The sequence below is a fragment of the Arthrobacter ginkgonis genome (assembly GCF_039540195.1).
GTDB classification, from domain to species: Bacteria; Actinomycetota; Actinomycetes; order Actinomycetales; family Micrococcaceae; genus Zafaria; species Zafaria ginkgonis.
Map to the genome: position 1 here is coordinate 1 of NZ_BAABEO010000008.1, position 17,381 is coordinate 17,381.

15 protein-coding genes and 1 tRNA gene are annotated in these 17,381 nt (G+C 71.2%); 8 read left to right on the forward strand and 8 right to left on the reverse strand.

The window, feature by feature from the left end; genetic code table 11:
- Window positions 1-17: 17 nt before the first annotated feature.
- From ABD912_RS02645 to ABD912_RS02655, 3 genes are all read right to left on the reverse strand, one after another.
- Window positions 18-90, reverse strand: a tRNA-Val gene (locus tag ABD912_RS02645).
- Window positions 91-128: 38 nt separating this feature from the next.
- Window positions 129-602, reverse strand: a complete 474-nt coding sequence (locus ABD912_RS02650) for a redoxin domain-containing protein (RefSeq protein ID WP_345148274.1) — start codon at window positions 600-602, stop codon at window positions 129-131.
- 125 nt (window positions 603-727) lie between these two features.
- Window positions 728-1,144 (reverse strand): DUF3052 domain-containing protein, encoded by a 417-nt coding sequence (locus ABD912_RS02655; protein ID WP_345148276.1) that lies wholly within the window; start codon window positions 1,142-1,144, stop codon window positions 728-730.
- Between the two features lie 317 nt (window positions 1,145-1,461).
- Here ABD912_RS02655 and aceE point away from each other — a divergent pair, with 317 nt between their 5' ends.
- From aceE to ABD912_RS02695, 8 genes are all read left to right on the forward strand, one after another.
- The gene (gene aceE, locus ABD912_RS02660; RefSeq protein WP_345148278.1) at window positions 1,462-4,206 is read left to right on the forward strand and encodes a pyruvate dehydrogenase (acetyl-transferring), homodimeric type; all 2,745 of its coding nucleotides are present in this window, start codon (window positions 1,462-1,464) and stop codon (window positions 4,204-4,206) included.
- Between the two features lie 134 nt (window positions 4,207-4,340).
- Window positions 4,341-5,558, forward strand: coding sequence for a PucR family transcriptional regulator (locus ABD912_RS02665; protein ID WP_345148279.1), 1,218 nt, complete (start codon window positions 4,341-4,343; stop codon window positions 5,556-5,558).
- A 78-nt stretch (window positions 5,559-5,636) separates the two neighbouring features.
- Window positions 5,637-6,578, forward strand: a complete 942-nt coding sequence (locus ABD912_RS02670) for an ACP S-malonyltransferase (protein ID WP_345148281.1) — start codon at window positions 5,637-5,639, stop codon at window positions 6,576-6,578.
- A 1-nt stretch (window position 6,579) separates the two neighbouring features.
- Window positions 6,580-7,635 carry a beta-ketoacyl-ACP synthase III gene (locus ABD912_RS02675; RefSeq protein ID WP_345148282.1) on the forward strand — a complete coding sequence of 352 codons (1,056 nt, stop codon included), beginning with the start codon at window positions 6,580-6,582 and terminating at the stop codon, window positions 7,633-7,635.
- Window positions 7,636-7,729: 94 nt separating this feature from the next.
- Entirely contained in the window at window positions 7,730-7,975 is a 246-nt protein-coding gene (locus tag ABD912_RS02680) for an acyl carrier protein (RefSeq protein ID WP_345148283.1), read from the forward strand.
- Between the two features lie 147 nt (window positions 7,976-8,122).
- On the forward strand, window positions 8,123-9,361 hold the full coding sequence (gene fabF, locus ABD912_RS02685; RefSeq protein WP_345148284.1) for a beta-ketoacyl-ACP synthase II: 1,239 nt from the start codon (window positions 8,123-8,125) through the stop codon (window positions 9,359-9,361).
- 276 nt (window positions 9,362-9,637) lie between these two features.
- The gene (locus ABD912_RS02690) at window positions 9,638-10,771 is read left to right on the forward strand and encodes a glutathione-independent formaldehyde dehydrogenase (RefSeq protein ID WP_345148285.1); all 1,134 of its coding nucleotides are present in this window, start codon (window positions 9,638-9,640) and stop codon (window positions 10,769-10,771) included.
- An 86-nt stretch (window positions 10,772-10,857) separates the two neighbouring features.
- Window positions 10,858-11,679, forward strand: a complete 822-nt coding sequence (locus ABD912_RS02695; RefSeq protein ID WP_345148286.1) for an alpha/beta fold hydrolase — start codon at window positions 10,858-10,860, stop codon at window positions 11,677-11,679.
- Window positions 11,680-11,885: 206 nt separating this feature from the next.
- Here ABD912_RS02695 and ABD912_RS02700 read toward each other — a convergent pair whose 3' ends face one another.
- The 5 genes from ABD912_RS02700 to ABD912_RS02720 form a co-directional block, all read right to left on the reverse strand.
- A complete protein-coding gene (locus tag ABD912_RS02700) occupies window positions 11,886-12,389 on the reverse strand; it encodes a DUF3145 domain-containing protein (protein WP_345148287.1) in 504 nt (167 codons plus the stop codon).
- Between the two features lie 366 nt (window positions 12,390-12,755).
- A complete protein-coding gene (locus ABD912_RS02705; protein ID WP_345148289.1) occupies window positions 12,756-13,853 on the reverse strand; it encodes a tyrosine recombinase XerC in 1,098 nt (365 codons plus the stop codon).
- A gap of 168 nt (window positions 13,854-14,021) precedes the next feature.
- Window positions 14,022-15,377: a DNA-processing protein DprA gene (locus ABD912_RS02710; protein ID WP_345148291.1), complete on the reverse strand. Its 1,356-nt coding sequence runs from the start codon at window positions 15,375-15,377 to the stop codon at window positions 14,022-14,024.
- Window positions 15,374-16,954 (reverse strand): YifB family Mg chelatase-like AAA ATPase, encoded by a 1,581-nt coding sequence (locus tag ABD912_RS02715; RefSeq protein WP_345148293.1) that lies wholly within the window; start codon window positions 16,952-16,954, stop codon window positions 15,374-15,376. Before ABD912_RS02715 ends, ABD912_RS02710 begins: the two co-directional genes overlap by 4 nt.
- Entirely contained in the window at window positions 16,951-17,310 is a 360-nt protein-coding gene (locus ABD912_RS02720; RefSeq protein WP_345148295.1) for a YraN family protein, read from the reverse strand. The genes ABD912_RS02715 and ABD912_RS02720 overlap by 4 nt, the downstream gene beginning before the upstream one ends.
- Window positions 17,311-17,381 lie beyond the last annotated feature (71 nt).

A 17,381-nucleotide genomic window follows, 5' to 3' on the forward strand; every position in this document is an offset into this window, starting at 1 on the left:
CGGGGTTTTTTATTCAGTGGGCCCTACCGGGATCGAACCGATGACATCCACGGTGTAAACGTGGCGCTCTACCAGCTGAGCTAAAGGCCCCTGCGGCGTCCCAGCCTACCGGGCCGCGGGCCACGCGCCTAATCCGGCGCGCCGGCCCCCTCGCCGGAGCCCGCCCGCAGGCTGTCGACGGCGGCCCGGTAGTCCTCCGGGTCCCGTCCCTGCCCCACGGGGCTGGCGAAGTGGGCGGCCACCCGTCCCCCCGAAACCAGGAACGTGGAGCGGGTGGCCATGCCGCGCACGGCGTCGAAACACCCGAAAGCGGTGGCCACGGCCCCATGCGGCCAAAAGTCGGCGAGCAGGTCGAACCCAAGGCCGAGTTCCTGGGCGTAGGCCCGCAGCGCGTACTTGTGGTCAACGGACACGGCGAGGATCCGTACCCCGCGGGACTGCAGTTCGGGGCGCAACGCCTCGAGCGCCTCCAGTTCCCCGGTGCAGACCCGGGAGAAGGCGAACGGAAAGAAGACCAGGAAGTAGTCCCGCTCCCCCAGCCCACCCTCCGGAGCCGAGCCGAGGCGTTCACCGTATTGGTTCTCCAGCAGGAACCCCGGCACGGGGCCGCCAGGTCCTGGGCGCGCCGAAGGCGCCGTGGCCGCGCCCTCGGTGGGACCGGCGTCGTACCGTGGCCCCTCAGGGGGCCGCGGCGCCGGCAAACCGGCCCGCGGCGCGGGGGCCACGCCTAGTTCTTGCGGCGGGCCACCAGCCGGGAGGCCGCCCAGTCGCGGGACACGCCCTCGGTCTTGGTGACGTGCAGGCCGGCGGTCGGCGCGGCCTCCTGGATCTCCATCGGGGGCACGTAGCCGTCCCGGCCCGACTTGGGGGTCAACAGCCACACGATGCCGCCCTCCTGGAGGCTGGTCAGGGCGTCGACCAGCCCGTCCACGAGGTCGCCGTCGCCGTCGCGCCACCACAGCAGGACCGATTCGACGACGTCGTGGTCCTCCTCCGTCAGCAGCTCGCCACCGATGGCATCCTCAACTTCCTCCCGCAGGTCGAAATCGACGTCGTCGTCGTATCCGAGCTCCTGCACAAGGTTCCCGTCCTTAAAACCCATCTTGGCCGCGGCCCCGGTGGTTGCCGCTCCGGCGTCACTCACGTCACTCCTCCTGCTGGTGTATTGATCTGGGTCCAAGCCAACACCCTTTTGCCCTCTCCATCAAGCGCGGCCCCGCGTGACACGCCGCGGGAGGTCACGGCGGGGCGGCCCCGTCGCATGCGTGCAACGCGTCCGCGCGGCAAGGGCGCTTAGCAAATACGCATCCCGCAGGTCGGAGCACTACAGTGGGTTCGAAGGTCAGGACCGTCTACCCGACGGCACCGGCCACCCATAGCGGCCGCTGCCGCACGCTTCGTCCGGCCGAGCCCGGACGTGACGCGAACCCCCGCTGTACCCGTAACGAGGAGAAGTTGGACGTGGCTGAAGAGGAACACATTTCCCACATCCGGAGCGGCTTGACCAGCCAACTGCCGGACCGCGACCCCGAAGAGACCGCCGAATGGATCGAGTCCTTCGATGACCTGGTGGAAACCCAGGGAACAGAACGTGCCCAGTTCATCGTCCGCTCGCTGCTCCAGCGCGCCGGGGCGAAGAGCGTCGGCGTGCCGATGGTGACCACCACGGACTACGTGAACACCATCCCCGTCGACCAGGAGCCGCAGTTCCCGGGCAACGAGGAATACGAGCGCCGCTACCGCGCCTACATGCGCTGGAACGCAGCGGTCATGGTGCACCGCGCCCAGGATCCGTCGATCGGCGTCGGCGGCCACATCTCCACCTTCGCCGGTGCGGCCACCCTGTACGAGGTCGGCCAGAACCACTTCTTCCGCGGCAAGGACCACCCGGGCGGCGGCGACCACGTCTTCTTCCAGGGCCACGCCTCCCCCGGCATGTACGCCCGCGCCTTCATGGAAGGCCGCCTCTCCGAGGAGGACCTGGACGGCTTCCGCCAGGAGAAGTCCAAGGAAGGCCACGCGCTGCCCTCCTACCCGCACCCGCGTTCCATGCCGGAGTTCTGGGAGCACCCCACCGTGTCCATGGGCCTGGGCCCGATGAACGCCATCTACCAGGCGCAGTCGGACCGCTACCTGCACAACCGCGGCATCAAGGACACCTCCGAGCAGCACACCTGGGCCTTCCTCGGCGACGGCGAAATGGACGAGCCCGAATCGCGCGGCCTGCTCCAGCTGGCCGCGAACGAGAAGCTGGACAACCTGACCTTCGTCATCAACTGCAACCTGCAGCGCCTCGACGGTCCGGTGCGCGGCAACGGCAAGATCATGCAGGAGCTGGAAGCGTTCTTCCGCGGCGCCGGCTGGAACGTCATCAAGGTCGTCTGGGGCCGCGAGTGGGACGCCCTGCTCGAGAAGGACACCAACGGCACGCTGGTCGACGTCATGAACCAGACCCCGGACGGCGACTACCAGACCTACAAGGCGGAGTCCGGCGGATTCGTGCGCGAGCACTTCTTCGGCAAGACCCCGGAGACCAAGGAAATGGTCGCCGACCTGACGGACCAGGAGATCTGGAACCTCAAGCGCGGCGGACACGACTACCACAAGGTCTACGCCGCCTACAAGGCCGCCACCGAGGCCAACGGCAAGCCGACGGTCGTCCTGGCGCACACCGTCAAGGGCTACGGCCTGGGCCCGCACTTCGAGGGCCGCAACGCGACCCACCAGATGAAGAAGCTCACGCTGGATGACCTCAAGGCCTTCCGCGACCACCTGCGCATCCCGATCACGGACGAGCAGCTCGAGGCCAACCCGTACCGTCCGCCGTACTACCACCCGGGCCAGGACGCGGCGGAGATCCAGTACATGATGGAGCGCCGTTCCGCGCTCGGCGGCTTCGTCCCCGAGCGCCGCGAGAAGCACGTCCAGCTGGAACTGCCCGGGGAGAAGGCCTACGAGGTCGCCAAGCGCGGGTCCGGCAAGCAGCAGGCCGCCACCACCATGGCCTTCGTGCGCCTGCTCAAGGACCTCATGCGGGACAAGGAGTTCGGCAAGCGCATCGTTCCGGTCATCCCGGACGAGGCCCGCACCTTCGGCATGGACTCGTTCTTCCCGACGGCGAAGATCTACAACCCCAAGGGCCAGAACTACCTGTCCGTGGACCGCGACCTGGTCCTCGCGTACAAGGAGTCCCCGACCGGGCAGATCCTGCACGCGGGCATCAACGAGGCCGGATCGACCTCCGCGTTCACCGCCGCGGGCACAGCCTACGCCACCCACGGCGAGCCGCTGATCCCGATCTACATCTTCTACTCGATGTTCGGCTTCCAGCGCACCGGCGACTCCTTCTGGGCCGCCGGGGACCAGATGGCGCGCGGCTTCATCATCGGCGCCACGGCCGGCCGCACCACGCTCACCGGCGAGGGCCTGCAGCACGCCGACGGGCACTCCCCGCTGTTGGCCTCCACCAACCCGGCCGTGGTGACCTACGATCCGGCCTTCGGCTACGAGATCGGCCACATCATGAAGGCCGGCCTGGAGCGCATGTACGGCGGCAAGCACGAAGACCCGAACGTCATGTACTACATCACCGTGTACAACGAGCCGATCGTGCAGCCGGCCGAGCCGGAGGAGCTGGACGTCGAAGGCGTGCTCGGCGGCATCTACCTGCTGTCCCCGGCCAAGGTCGACGGCCCGCGCACCCAGCTGCTCGCTTCCGGCGTGTCGGTCCCGTGGGCCCTCGAGGCCCAGCAGATCCTCGCCGACGAGTGGGGCGTCTCCGCCGACGTCTGGTCCGTGACCAGCTGGAACGAGCTGCGCCGCGACGGCCTGGCCGCCGAGGAGGAGGCGTTCCTGAACCCGGGCGCCGAGGCCCGCGTGCCGTTCGTGACCAAGCAGCTGGCCGGCGCCACCGGTCCGGTGGTGGCGGTGAGCGACTTCATGAAGGCCGTTCCGGACCAGATCCGCCAGTTCGTTCCGAACGAGTTCGCCACGCTCGGCGCCGACGGGTTCGGCTTCTCCGACACCCGCGCCGCCGCCCGGCGGTTCTTCAAGATCGACTCCCACTCGGTCGTGGTGCGCGCGCTGCAGATGCTCGCCCGCCGCGGCGAGGTCGACGCCGATGCCCCGGCCCGCGCGTTCGAGAAGTACCAGCTGGACAACGTGAACGCCGGCACCTCCGGCAACACGGAGGGTGGCAGCGCCTAGCGGCGCCTTTCGGACCCGCCAAGGACCGCACCACGACGGCGGCGGGACCCTTCCCACGGAAGGGTCCCGCCGTCGTCGTTTTGTAGCCTTCACACAAAATGGAGCCACGCAACCGGGGCGCGTATCCTCTTTCCATGAGCGAAGATCGACCCGGCACGCAGGGGCCCCGCATCCGGCCGGCCCGGCAACCCAAGGCCAGCCCGGAAACGCTCGCCCGGCTGAAGAACCACCTCGGGGTGCTCTCCACCGTCGCCCTCAAGCACCTGGACCAGTCGCTGCCCTGGTACCGCGGCCTGCGACCGGAGGAGCGCGCGGCCCTGGGGCTGGTGGCGCAGAAGGGCATTTCCTCCTTCGTCTCCTGGTACGAGCGGCCGCAGTCCCCGCAGTGGGTGCTCAACGACGTCTTCGGCGCCGCGCCCAGCGAGCTGACGCGCTCCATCAGCCTGCAGAAGGCCCTGCAGCTGATCCGGACCATCGTCGAGGTCGTCGAGAGCCAGGTCCCGGACATCGTCCCGGAGTCCGAGCACCAGCAGCTGCGCGAGGCGGTGCTGCGCTACTCCCGCGAGGTCGCGTTCGCCGCCGCGGACGTCTACGCGCGCGCCGCGGAGTCCCGCGGGGCCTGGGACAGCCGGCTGGAGGCGCTGGTGGTGGACGCGGTGCTGCGCGGGGAAAGCCCCGACGCGCTGCGCTCGCGCATCGCGGCCGTGGGCTGGAAATCCCAGACGGACATCCGGGTCATGGTGGGCACCGCGCCGGAGGTCGCCGGCGCCGGATTCGTGGGAGACCTGCGCCGGGCCGCCGTGCGGCACACCAAGGACTGCCTGGTCGGAATCCAGGGCGACCGCCTGATCCTGATGCTCGGCGGCATGGAGGACTCCGAGTCGGAGTCTGTCTATACCCGGCTCAGCGAGTTCTTCGGCCCGGGCCCGGTGGTGTACGGCCCGCCGGCGCCGACCCTGCGCGACGCCGCCGCCTCGGCGCACGCCGCCTTCGCCGGCATCGCCGCCGCCCGCGCCTGGCCGCAGGCGCCGCGTCCCGTCGCCGCCGACGACCTGTGGCCCGAGCGGGTGATGGACGGCGACGACGCCGCCCGCTCCTCGCTGGTGAACAACATCTACCGGCCGCTCGAGAAGGCCGGCAACGGCCTGGTGGAGACCCTCGCGAGCTACCTGACGCTGGGGCATTCGCTGGAGGGAACGGCGCGCGAACTGTTCGTCCACGCCAACACCGTGCGCTACCGGCTCAAGCGCGTCTGCGACGTCACCGGGTGGGATCCGCTCATCCCGCGAGAGGCGTTCGTGCTGCAGACCGCGCTCGTGGTCGGTCGCCTCGATGCCGACAAAGAGTTGTAGGATTCCTACAACGACGTCAGTGGAGGTTGGTGCCCCGGGACACCGAGGTTGGCCTGCCTCGTTTGAAAAGGTGGAATAGTGCTAGCAATCGTGTGCCCAGGCCAGGGATCCCAGACCCCCGGCTTCCTGACCCCATGGCTTGAGGTCCCCGGCGTCGCCGGCCACCTCGCCACACTCTCCGAGCTGACCGGACGCGACCTCGTGGAGCACGGGACCGTCTCCGACGAGGAGACCATCAAGGACACCGCGGTCGCCCAGCCGCTGATCGTCGCCGCCGGCCTGGTGGCCGCCCGCGCCCTGTTTGGTGACGACGTCCCGTCCGGCGCCGTGCTCGCCGGGCACTCGGTCGGCGAAATCACCGCCAGCGCCCTGGCCGGCGCCCTGCCCGAGGGCGACGCGATGGTGTTCGTCCGTGAACGCGCCAACGCCATGGCCGCGGCCGCCGCCGACGTGCCCACCGGCATGGCCGCCGTCCTGGGCGGTGACCCGGACGAGGTCGCGGCAGCGATCGCCGCCGCCGGCCTGACCGCCGCGAACGCCAACGGGGCCGGGCAGACCGTCGCCGCCGGCACGCTGGAGGAGATCGCAGCGTTCACCGCCGCTCCCCCGGCCAAGGCCCGCGTCATCCCGCTGAAGGTCGCCGGCGCGTTCCACACCCACCACATGGCCCCGGCCGTGGGCGTGCTCGAGGACCTGGTGCCGTCGCTGCACCCGGCCGATCCCGCCGTCGTGCTGCTGAGCAACCACGACGGCGCCCCCGTCGCCTCCGGCGACGCGAACCTCGCCAGCCTGGTCGCGCAGGTCTCCCGCCCGGTGCGCTGGGACCTGTGCATGCAGCGCCTGGCCGACCTGGGCGTGACCGGCATCCTGGAGCTGCCCCCGGCCGGTACCCTGGTGGGCCTGGCCAAGCGCGGCCTCAAGGGCGTCGACACGCTGGCCCTGAAGTCCCCGGAGGACCTGGACGCCGCGCGCGCCTTCGTCGCCGAACACACCACCGTCCTTCGAGAGGAACAGAACTAACGTGACTGCCGTCCTGGCGCAGAAGCCCCTGCGCGAATACACCCGCATCCTGGGCGTGGGAGCCTCCCGCCCGGGCGTCATCGTCACCAACGAGGACGTCTGCCAGTGGATCGACTCCTCCGACGAGTGGATCCGCCAGCGCACCGGCATCATCACCCGCCACCGCGCGGACGCCGACACCTCCGTGGTCGACATGGCCGAGGAAGCCGCGCGCGAGGCCCTGGCCAACGCCGGCATCGAGGCCTCCCAGCTGGGCGCGGTCATCGTGGCCACCGTGACCTCCCCCTACGCGACCCCGTCCGCCGCCGCCGACCTGGCCGGGCGCCTCGGCGCCACCCCGGCCCCGGCGTTCGACATCTCCGCAGCGTGCGCGGGCTACTGCTACGGCGTGGCCCAGGGCGACGCGCTGGTCCGTTCCGGAGCGGCCGACTACGTGCTGGTCGTGGGCTCGGAGAAGCTCTCCGACTACATCGACAACCATGAGCGCACCATCTCCTTCCTGCTCGGCGACGGCGCCGGCGCCGTGGTGATCGGCCCCTCCGACACCCCCGGCATCGGCCCCTCCGTCTGGGGCTCCGACGGCACCAAGTGGGGCACCATCAGCATGACCCACTCGCTGCTGGACCTGCGCGACGTCGCCCTGCAGGCCGAGGAGGCGCCCACCGGCGAGGCGCTCGTGGCCGGCACCGAGGCCAAGCTGTGGCCGACCCTGCGCCAGGACGGGCAGACCGTGTTCCGCTGGGCCGTGTGGGAGATGGCCAAGGTCGCCAAGCGCACCCTGGACGCCGCCGGCATCACCGCCGACGACCTGTCCGCGTTCATCCCGCACCAGGCGAACATGCGCATCATCGACGAACTGGCCAAGCAGCTGAAGCTTCCGGAATCCGTGGCGATCGCCCGCGACATCGCCGACGCCGGCAACACCTCCTCCGCCTCCGTCCCGCTGGCGATGCACCGCCTGCTCAAGGAGCAGCCGGAGCTCTCCGGCGGCCTGGCCCTGCAGATCGGTTTCGGCGCGGGCCTCGTCTTCGGCGCGCAGGTCGTTGTCCTGCCCTAGGCTGGTACGGGGAAAAACACCACCACCAACCAGACCGCCGCGGCGGTGTGAAAAAACGTCGGGCCCTGCCCGGCCCAACCGAAAAGGAGCCACCATGGCTAGCAACGAAGAAATCCTGACCGGCCTGGCCGAGATCGTCAACGAAGAGACCGGCCTGGCCCCGGAGGCCGTCGAGCTGGACAAGTCCTTCACCGACGACCTGGACATCGACTCCATCTCCATGATGACGATCGTCGTCAACGCCGAAGAGAAGTTCGACGTCAAGATCCCCGACGAGGAGATCAAGAACCTCAAGACCGTCGGCGACGCCGTCAGCTTCATCGCCGCGGCCCAGGCCTAGTCCTCGGCCCAAGGCTCGCGCGTCCGTGAAGGACGCGCAGGATCCGCTGGATCCACCGGGGCGGCCCCGCAGCAGCAGGGCCGCCCCGCCCGCACCCGCCCGACGGCGTCGGGACGACCCACTCCGACCCAGCACAGAGAGTTTCCTATGGCCCGCAAAGTTGTAATCACCGGCCTTGGCGCCACCACGCCGATCGGCGGGGACGTGCCCACGCTGTGGGCCAATGCGCTCAAGGGCGTTTCCGGTGCCCGCACGCTGACCGACGACTGGGTGAAGGAGTACGACCTGCCCGTCACCTTTGCGGCCCGGGCCTCCACCCCCGCCTCCGAGGTCCTCTCCCGCGTCGAGATGAAGCGCATGGACCCGTCCACCCAGTTCGCCGTGGTTGCCTCCCGCGAGGCCTGGAAGGACTCCGGGATCGAAGAGATGGACCACGACCGCCTCGCGGTGGCCTTCGCCACCGGCATCGGCGGAGTGTGGACCCTGCTGAGCGCCTGGGACACCCTCAAGGAAAAGGGCCCGCGCCGCGTCCTGCCGATGACCGTGCCGATGCTCATGCCCAACGGCCCGGCGGCCGCGGTCAGCATGGACCTTGGCGCCCGCGCCGGCGCCCATACCCCCGTCTCCGCCTGCGCCTCCGGAACCGAGGCCCTGAACGTCGGTCTTGAACTGATCCGCGCCGGCAAGGCCGACGTCGTGATGTGCGGCGGCGCCGAGGCCGCCATCCACCCGATGCCGATCGCCGCCTTCGCCGCCATGCAGGCCCTCTCCCGCCGTAACGACGATCCGGAGCGCGCCTCCCGCCCGTACGACACCGACCGCGACGGCTTCGTGATGGGCGAAGGCGCCGGAGCCCTGGTGCTCGAGGCGGAGGAGCACGCACTGGCCCGCGGCGCCCGCATCTACGCCGAGCTGGCCGGCACCTCCGTCACCGCCGACGCCTACCACATCACGGCCCCGGACCCGGAGGGCCTGGGCGCCACCCGTGCGCTGAAGGGGGCCATGTTCGACGGCCGCATCCAGCCGGAGGACGTGGCCCACGTCAACGCGCATGCAACCTCGACCCCGGTCGGCGACAGGCCCGAGTACACCGCGCTGCGCGCCGCCCTCGGCAAGCACGTGGACAACGTCCCGGTCTCCGCCACGAAGTCCCAGATGGGCCACCTTCTGGGCGCCTCCGGTGCCGTGGAGTCCGTGCTGACCGTGCTGGCGGTGTACGAGCGCCGTGCGCCGGTCACCATCAACCTGGACAACCAGGATCCGGAGATCCCGCTCGACGTCGTGACGGGCACCCCCCGTGACCTGCCGAAGGGCCCGATCGTGGCGCTGAACAACTCCTTCGGCTTCGGCGGCCACAACGCCGTCGTCGCGATCCGCAGCGTCTAGGCCCGGCCTCCGCCCGGGCCAACACCCGGGTTCGAACGGCCGTTGCAATACCCCAGCCTTTTGGGGGTTGCAGCGGCCGTTCGGCCTTTAACCCCGGGCCCGGAGGCCGGCATCCACGCTGGTGCGGTCGCTGTCGCCGCCGGCGGCACCGCCCTTTGGCCCGCCTGTACAGGCACCCCCGGGTCTGCGTAGGTTGGAACGATGGGCCGCTTCAAGCGTCCTCCCCGAAAGAGAAATCGAGCCGGCTCAGCCGACGATGAACTGAAGGAGAGACAGATGAAGGCAGTAGTTTTCAAGGCACCCTTCGAACTGGCCATCGAGGAGGTTGCCGATCCGCGGATCGAGGGCCCGCTCGACGCGGTCATCGGCATCACCACCGCGAACATCTGCGGGTCGGACCTGCACCCGTACGAGGGCCGCGCCGAGCTGGACGCCGGCATGGTCCTGGGCCACGAGAACATGGGCATCGTCGAGGAGGTCGGCTCCGCGGTCAACCGCATCAAGGTCGGCGACCGGGTCTCGGTCCCGTTCAACCTGGCCTGCGGCACGTGCCGCAACTGCAACAACGGCTACACCTCGGCCTGCCTGCGCGCCAACCCCTCCGGGCAGCCCGGGGCTGGATACGGCTACCCGAAGATGGGGCCCTACTGGGGCGGCCAGGCGGAACTGCTGCGCGTGCCCTGGGCAGACTTCAACCTCCTCGAACTGCCGCAGGGCACCGAGCACGAGAACGACTTCACGATGCTCTCCGACATCCTGCCCACCGGCTACCACGGCGCCGAGATGGCGCTGGTGACCCCGGGCAAGTCCGTCGCGGTGTTCGGCGCCGGTCCCGTGGGACTGATGGCGGCCCACAGCGCCTTCCTCAAGGGTGCCGCGCAGGTCTTCGTCGTGGACAAGGAGCCCGACCGGCTGGCCCTGGCCACCGAGATCGGGGCCACCGCCATCAACTTCGCCGACACCGATCCCACCGAGGCGATCCTCGAGGGCACCGACGGGTTCGGCGCCGACTGCGGGATCGAGGCCGTCGGCTACCAGGCCCACGACCATACCGGCCAGGAGCACCCCGAAATGGTCCTGGACAACCTCGTGAAGGTCGTGCGCGCCACCGGCCACATCGGCGTCGTGGGGGTCTACGTCCCCGAGGACCCCGGCGCCGCCAACGACCTGGCCAAGGAGGGCCGGGTGGCCTTCAACTACGGCGAGGCTTTCACCAAGGGCATCAGCATCGCCGGCGGTCAGTGTCCGGTGAAGAAGTACAACCGCGAGCTGCGCGACCTGATCATCCGCGGCAAGAGCGCCCCCTCCTGGATCGTCTCCCACCAGGTGGGCCTCGACGAGGCGGTCGAGGCCTACGACAAGTTCGACAAGCGCATCGACGGGTACACCAAGGTGCTCCTCAAGCCGTGACGCCGCCCGGGAGGGGCGCCCCTGCCGGCATCCTCCCGCGGAACAAATGCCAAACGATCCGATTGCGCAAAGGATGGAGCACACCCATGGGAACCGTTACGGGAGCCAACGACAACGAACTGCACTACGAGGACACCGGAGGGACCGGACGTCCGGTGGTCCTGATCCACGGCTGGCCGCTCAACGGCAAGGCCTGGAAGGACCAGGTCGGGCCGCTCTCCGCGGCCGGGCACCGCGTGATCACCTATGACCGCCGGGGCTTCGGGGAATCCGAACCCCAGCACCCCTACGGCTACGACGCCTTGGCCGGCGACCTTGCCGCCCTCCTCGAAGCGCTTGACCTAAGGGAGACCGCCTTGGTCGGGTTCTCGATGGGAGGCGGCGAAGTCGTCCGGTACGTTGCCCTGCACGGGCAGGACCGGTTGCGCAGCGTCGTCTTCGCCGCCGCCGTCCCGCCCTACATGCTCCGCACCGGGGACAACCCCGAGGGGCCGCTGTCCAAGACGGAAGCCGCGGCCATGGCTGCCCAACTCACCGCCAACCGGGAAATGTTCTACGACGGCTTCACGACGAAGTTCTTCTCCGCCGGCGACGAGCTGTGCGTGACCGAGGAGCAACGGCAGGAAGCGATCGACCTGTGCCGCGAGGCCCACAAGCTCGCCGCCCTCGAATGCATGGCTTCCTTCGGATCCACCGACTTCAGGGACGACCTAGGGCACATCACCGTTCCCGCGCTCGTCCTCCACGGCGACTCCGACGGAACCGTGCCCTTCGAGGGATCGGGCCAACGCACCCACGACGCCCTGTCCCGAAGCGAGCTCGTCGTCGTTCCCGGCGCGCCCCACGGCCTCAACGTGTCCCACCCCGACCAGTTCAACACCGCCCTCCTGGCGTTCCTGGCCGACTGACCGGCCCCCGGGATGCGCAGCAGGCGCCGGGACCGCGATGCGGTCCCGGCGCCTGCTGCGTCCGGCGGTGGTGGGCGTCGGGAAGCGGCTGCCGGGGCTGCGGCCCGCTGGAGGACGGGGCCGGAGCCTTGGGGCCGCGCCCGGGAGGGCCGGATCGGCCCAGCCGAGGCGGTGGCTGGCCCGGTAACTGCTAGCCGACGCGATACTTAGCCGACCTGGTGCAGCCAGCGGACCGGCGCTCCGTCGGCAGCGTGACGAAACGGCTCGAGTTCCTCGTCCCACGCTTCCCCGAGCGCCAGGGAGAGCTCCTGGTAGAGCACGGCCGGGTCCCCGGCGCCCTGCTCGTAGGCGTAGCGGATGCGGTCCTCGGTCACGACGATGTTCCCGGCGCTGTCCGTGGTGGCATGGAAAATGCCCAGCTCGGGCGTGTGGGACCAGCGGCTGCCGTCCACGCCCCGGCTGGCTTCCTCGGTGACCTCATAGCGCAGGTGCGCCCAGCCCCGCAGCGCCGACGCCAATTTGGCGCCGGTGCCCGGAACGCCGGCCCAGCCGATCTCCGCCCGGTACATTCCGGGCGCGGCAGGCTGGAGCGTCCACTTAAGGTCCGTCCGCTGGTCGACCACGGACCCGATCGCCCACTCGATATGAGGGCACAACGCAGTAGGGGCCGAGTGCACGAAAAGTACGCCCCTGGTCATTGCCTCAGACATGCCATCCTCCAGTTGCTTTGGTACGTCTTCCCCAACGACCACAGCACTGCCGGTATGCGAGTGTCCAACGGAATTCATTCTGCACGAATCAATCATCCACCGCCACCTGTAAATATTTTGACAGGTGATGTTGTGCCATGTCAGCCTCGCAAGTTTGGCGCAGGGAGGCCGTATGTGCGCGATCACACACTCCGTAACACTCCCCGGCCGGCGCACGCCCGGCGAGTCGATTGCGCGGGCCGGAAAAGCCGATGCGCTACGGACCATTCCGCGGACAGGGAATTGTGCTGCGTAAGTGCGGGTTCCCCATCGAAAAGTGACGCCTAAGTGCGGGTCCCGCCGATCTCCCCGGCCGGGCGAGTGGCTTCAGGCGCGCGGGTGGGCCTGCTGGTAACTGGCCCGCAAGCGCTCGACCGAGACGTGGGTGTACAGCTGGGTGGTCGCCAGCGAGCTGTGCCCCAACAGCTCCTGCACCGCGCGCAGGTCGGCGCCGGCGTCAAGCAGGTGGGTCGCGGTGGTGTGCCGCAGGGCGTGGGGGCCGCGGGCGGCGGTGTCCCCGAGCCCCTCGAGCGCACGGGAGACCACCTCGCGGGCCTGGCGCTGGCCCAGCCGGCCCCCGCGCACGCCGAGGAAGAGCGCCGGGCCGCTGCCCGGGGCGGCCAGCACCGGGCGTCCCCGGCGGAGCCAGTCGTTGAGGGCGTTCAGCGCCGGCTGGCCGAACGGGACGGTGCGTTCCTTGTTGCCCTTGCCCAGCACCCGCAGCGTGCGGCGGTCGTTGTCCACGTCGTCGATGTCCAGGGCCACCAGCTCCCCCACCCGGATGCCGGAGGCGTACAGCAACTCCAGCAGGGCCAGGTCCCTGTCGGCGAGCGCCGCGTCGCGGGGGTCGGCCTCGCGTGCGGCGGCGGACGCGTCGGCTTCCTCGGCGGGGCGGGGAGATGCCGCATCGGTTGTTGCAGGGCGATTGGCTGCGGGACCGCGGGCATTGCCCGTCGCCCGCCCTGCGGAGGCGCCGTCGAGCAGGCGCTGCATTTGGCCCTGCTGCAACACGTGGGGCAGGGTCTTCTCGCGGCGTGGCGACTGCAAGCGAAGGGAGGGATCGTGCGGGACCAGTTCCTCGCGTTTGGCCCACGCCAGGAACGTCCGCGCCGAGGCGGCATGGCGGGAGAGCGTCGAACGGGACTTTCCCGTGGCCTGCTGTCCTCCGAGCCAGAGCCGCAACAGCGAGAGGTCGAGGTCGGCGAGCCGGGTGGCCCCGTGGCCCGCGCAGTAGGCCAGCAGCGAGGCGGCATCGCCGGTATAGGCGCGCACGGTGTGCGAGCTGCGGGCCCTCTCGAACTCCAGGTGGCGCGAGAAGCCCTCGAGCGCGGCGGCGAACTCCACCGGAAGCGGCGCGGCGGCCCCGGACGGAGCGGGAGTGCCGGAACGGGAGGAACGGGGGCGCGGTGCTGCGGGGTCGGGCATTTCTCCACTTTGCCCCGCCGCTGTCGCCGGACCAAGCAACCACGCCGACCAAAGAACCCCGCCAACCCAGTTTCGGTGCAACCCAGCTACCCCACCGGCCTCACCATCAGGCCGGTGGGGCTCGCACTCCCGGGCAGGTGCCGCGTCCACCGGGGACAGGTGCTGTGCTCAGTCGGGGCGGGTACGCTGCCATCCGTCGCCCAGCCGCCGGGCCAGCCCGCGGGCCTGCAGCCGGGAGAGCCCGCCCAGCACCGCTCCAATCCCGAGCCCTGCGACCACCGCCAGCTTGTCCGGCGTGCTCGCCGAGCGCACCGGCAGCGCATCCAGCAGGAGCAGGTCCTGGATGTCGAGGCCGTCGTGCGGGCGGGCGGCGTCCCGGCTGCGGACGGCCTCCCGGCTGCCCGCAGTGTCCCCGCCGCCGGCGACATCAAGGGGATGAGCCGGCGCCCGTTCGCCCCCGGGGCTGCCTGTCGGCGACGAAGGCCGTGGGCGGCCGCCCAGCAGCTCCAGCGCCTCGGCGGCATCCGTGACCGCAAGGGCGGCCCCCTCCCGGAGGAGCCGGTGGCAGCCGGCGGAGTTCGCCGAGTACACCGAGCCCGGCACCGCGCCGACCTCGCGTCCCATTTCCGCTGCCCGGTGGGCGGTGGTGAGCGCCCCGGACCGCCAGCGCGCCTCCACGACCACCGTGGCGGCGCAGAGGGCCGCGATCAGCCGGTTGCGTTGGAGGAAGCGCCACCGCGTGGGTGCGGTGCCCGGGGATACCTCGGCCAGCAGCACCCCGGCCGCGGCGACCCGGCGCAGCAGGTCCTCGTTGCCGGCGGGGTAGAACCGGTCCAGTCCTCCCGCCATCACCGCCACCGTGGGCGGACGGCCCCCGCACGGACCCGGCAGGGTGCCAGGTGCGGTCGCCGTCGCACCGGTGCCGGCGGGACCGCCCAGGCCGTCAAAGGCGGCCAGCGCTGCCTCGTGTGCCCGGGCGTCGATCCCGTAGGCGCCACCGGAGACGACCGTGACCGCCTCCCGCACCAGGGCCGACGCCAGCTCGGACGTCACCTGCCGGCCGTAGGCGGTTGCGTCCCGGCTGCCCACCACGGCCATCAGGTCCTGTACCGGAGGGAGGGCGGCGGGCTCCACCGCGCCCCGCCACCACAGGCACAGCGGTGCGCCCAGCCCGAGCGCGTCGAACTGCCCCGGCCAGCCGGCATCCTCAGGAACCAGCAACCCGCCGCCGAGCCGCCGCATCGTGTCCAGGTCGCGTGCCGGGGCGGCGTCGGGCAGCCGCGGGCGCCAGCGTTCGAGCCCGGCGTCCAACCGGTGTTCGGCCCGCGAGGCGGCGACCCCTTCCAGCAGTTCCGCCACCGCCTGTTGTTCGCGCGCCGGGGCCTTGCCGTCGCGCGCACCGATGAGGCGGAAGGCCTCCTCCGGGCCCGCCACGGCAACGAGGGCGAGTCCGGTCAGGTCCGAGGGCTCCATCAGCCGGGCCAGGCCCGCACGGGCGATCCGGACGGCGTCGGGGGCGCTCATGCCGCCTCCCCTTGTGCCAGGTGCCGAAGCTGGAACGCCACGTCGAGGTCCGCGGCTTGCGGCTTGTCCCCTCCGGCCAGGTCGCTGACGGTCCAGGCGATGCGCAGGACCCGGTCGTAGCCGCGGGCGGTGAGCATCCCGTGGTCCATCGCCCGGTCCAGGGACGCGGTCGCGCTTGAGGGCAGCCGCAGTGGCCCGCGCAACACGGAACCGGTCAGTTCCGCGTTGCGCACCAGCCCGACGGCGGCGAGCCGCTCCGCCTGCTGCTGCCGGGCGGCGCGTACCCGCCGCGCCACCACGGTGCTGCTTTCCCCCGGCGCTGCGGAACGCAGGTGGCCCGCCGTCACGCGCGCGACGGTGATCTGAAGGTCGATGCGGTCAAGCAGGGGGCCCGAGAGCCGCTGGAAGTAGCGGATCCGCTGCATCGGCGAGCACTGGCAGTCCCGGCCCTTGCCGTCGGACCGCCCGCACGGGCAGGGATTCGCGGCCAGCACCAGCTGGAACCGGGCAGGGTACGTCGCGGCCCCCGCAGCCCGGTGGAGGGTCAGCTGCCCGGACTCCAGCGGCTGGCGCAGGCTGTCCAGGGCCTTGGCGGCGAACTCCGGCGCCTCGTCCAGGAACAGGACGCCCCGGTGGGCGCGCGAGGCGGCACCGGGCCGGGGAAGGCCCGAGCCGCCGCCGATCAGGGCCGGGGTGCTCGCGCTGTGGTGCGGGTTTTCGAAGGGCGGGCGGCGAATCAGCCGATCCACCGGGCCACCCCCGCCGGCCAGCGAGTGGATCGCCGTCGTCTCCATCGCCTCCTGGTCGGTGAGGTCCGGCAGCAGGCCAGGCAGCCGTTCGGCGAGCATCGTCTTGCCGGCCCCGGGCGGTCCGACCATCAACAGGTGGTGCCCGCCCGCCGCGGCGACCTCCAGGGCATAACGTGCCTGGTCCTGCCCGGCGATGTCGGCCAGGTCGGGGACGTCGGCGCGCCGGGGAACCTCCCCCGGCGCGCCGGACGGTGCCGGACCCTGGACATCCCCGGTGCCGTCCCAGGCCGGGGCGGGCGCCGGGCGCTCCAGCTTCGCCCGATCCGCCCCGAACTCGGCCAGCACGTCGGCCAGGTGCCCGAAGGCGGCGACCTCGGCCCCCGGCACCAACCGCGCCTCCGCGGCGTTGCCCTCCGCGACCACCACGCGCGGACGGCCCGCGGCCACCGCTGCCATGACGGCGGGCAGGATGCCGGCGACCGGACGAAGGTAGCCGTCCAGCCCCAGCTCGGCGAGGTAGACGAGCCCGGGCGGGGTGCCGATGTCCCCCGCGGCGGCCAGGGAGGCCACGACGATCGCCAGGTCGAAGGCCGAGCCGCGCTTGGGCAGGGAGGCCGGCACGAGGTTCACCGTGATCCGGCGGGCGCTCAAGGGCATGCCCGAGTTGCGGGCGGCGGCCCGGATCCGGTCCCGCGATTCGGCCAGCGAGGCGTCCGGCAGGCCCAGCAGGACGAAGCCGGGCAAGCCTCCCCCGAGATCCGCCTCCACCTCCACCAGGTGCCCGTTCAGGCCCACCAGGGCCACCGCCGCGGCCCGGCCCAGGCTCACGACTCCACCGCGCGGTAGTGCTCAATCAGCGGGTGCCCGCCCGGCGGCAGCACGATGGCCACCACATCGATCCGCGCCCGCTCCCAGTCCCGGCCTCGCTCCCGGCACCAGAGCCGGGTGAGCACGCACAGGCGTCCCAGCTTCTCCGGGCCCACGGCCTCCGCCGGGTGCCCGTACCCTAAGCCGGCGCGGGTCTTGACCTCCACTCCCACGACCTGCCCCGCATCGTCGGCGACGATGTCCAGTTCCCCGCGCGCACAGCGCCAATTCCGCTCCAGCACGGCCATGCCATGCCGTTCCAGGAAGGCGGCGGCGAGGTCCTCCCCCGCCGCCCCCAATGTTTGGTTCGCTCCCATTCCGTGCACCTCCGCCACCAGCGTGGCGCAACGCCAACGGCCCCGGGGCGATGCCCGAGGCCGTTGTGGAT

What these genes read in the sequence shown, in the direction of transcription:
- ABD912_RS02665 (WP_345148279.1), top strand. Translation starts at nt 4,341, where the DNA reads ATGAGCGAAGATCGACCCGGCACGCAGGGGCCCCGCATCCGGCCGGCC.
- fabF (WP_345148284.1), top strand. Translation starts at nt 8,123, where the DNA reads ATGGCCCGCAAAGTTGTAATCACCGGCCTTGGCGCCACCACGCCGATC.
- ABD912_RS02690 (WP_345148285.1), top strand. Translation starts at nt 9,638, where the DNA reads ATGAAGGCAGTAGTTTTCAAGGCACCCTTCGAACTGGCCATCGAGGAG.
- ABD912_RS02720 (WP_345148295.1), bottom strand. Translation starts at nt 17,310, where the DNA reads ATGGGAGCGAACCAAACATTGGGGGCGGCGGGGGAGGACCTCGCCGCC.
- ABD912_RS02700 (WP_345148287.1), bottom strand. Translation starts at nt 12,389, where the DNA reads ATGTCTGAGGCAATGACCAGGGGCGTACTTTTCGTGCACTCGGCCCCT.
- ABD912_RS02680 (WP_345148283.1), top strand. Translation starts at nt 7,730, where the DNA reads ATGGCTAGCAACGAAGAAATCCTGACCGGCCTGGCCGAGATCGTCAAC.
- ABD912_RS02710 (WP_345148291.1), bottom strand. Translation starts at nt 15,377, where the DNA reads ATGAGCGCCCCCGACGCCGTCCGGATCGCCCGTGCGGGCCTGGCCCGG.
- ABD912_RS02705 (WP_345148289.1), bottom strand. Translation starts at nt 13,853, where the DNA reads ATGCCCGACCCCGCAGCACCGCGCCCCCGTTCCTCCCGTTCCGGCACT.
- ABD912_RS02695 (WP_345148286.1), top strand. Translation starts at nt 10,858, where the DNA reads ATGGGAACCGTTACGGGAGCCAACGACAACGAACTGCACTACGAGGAC.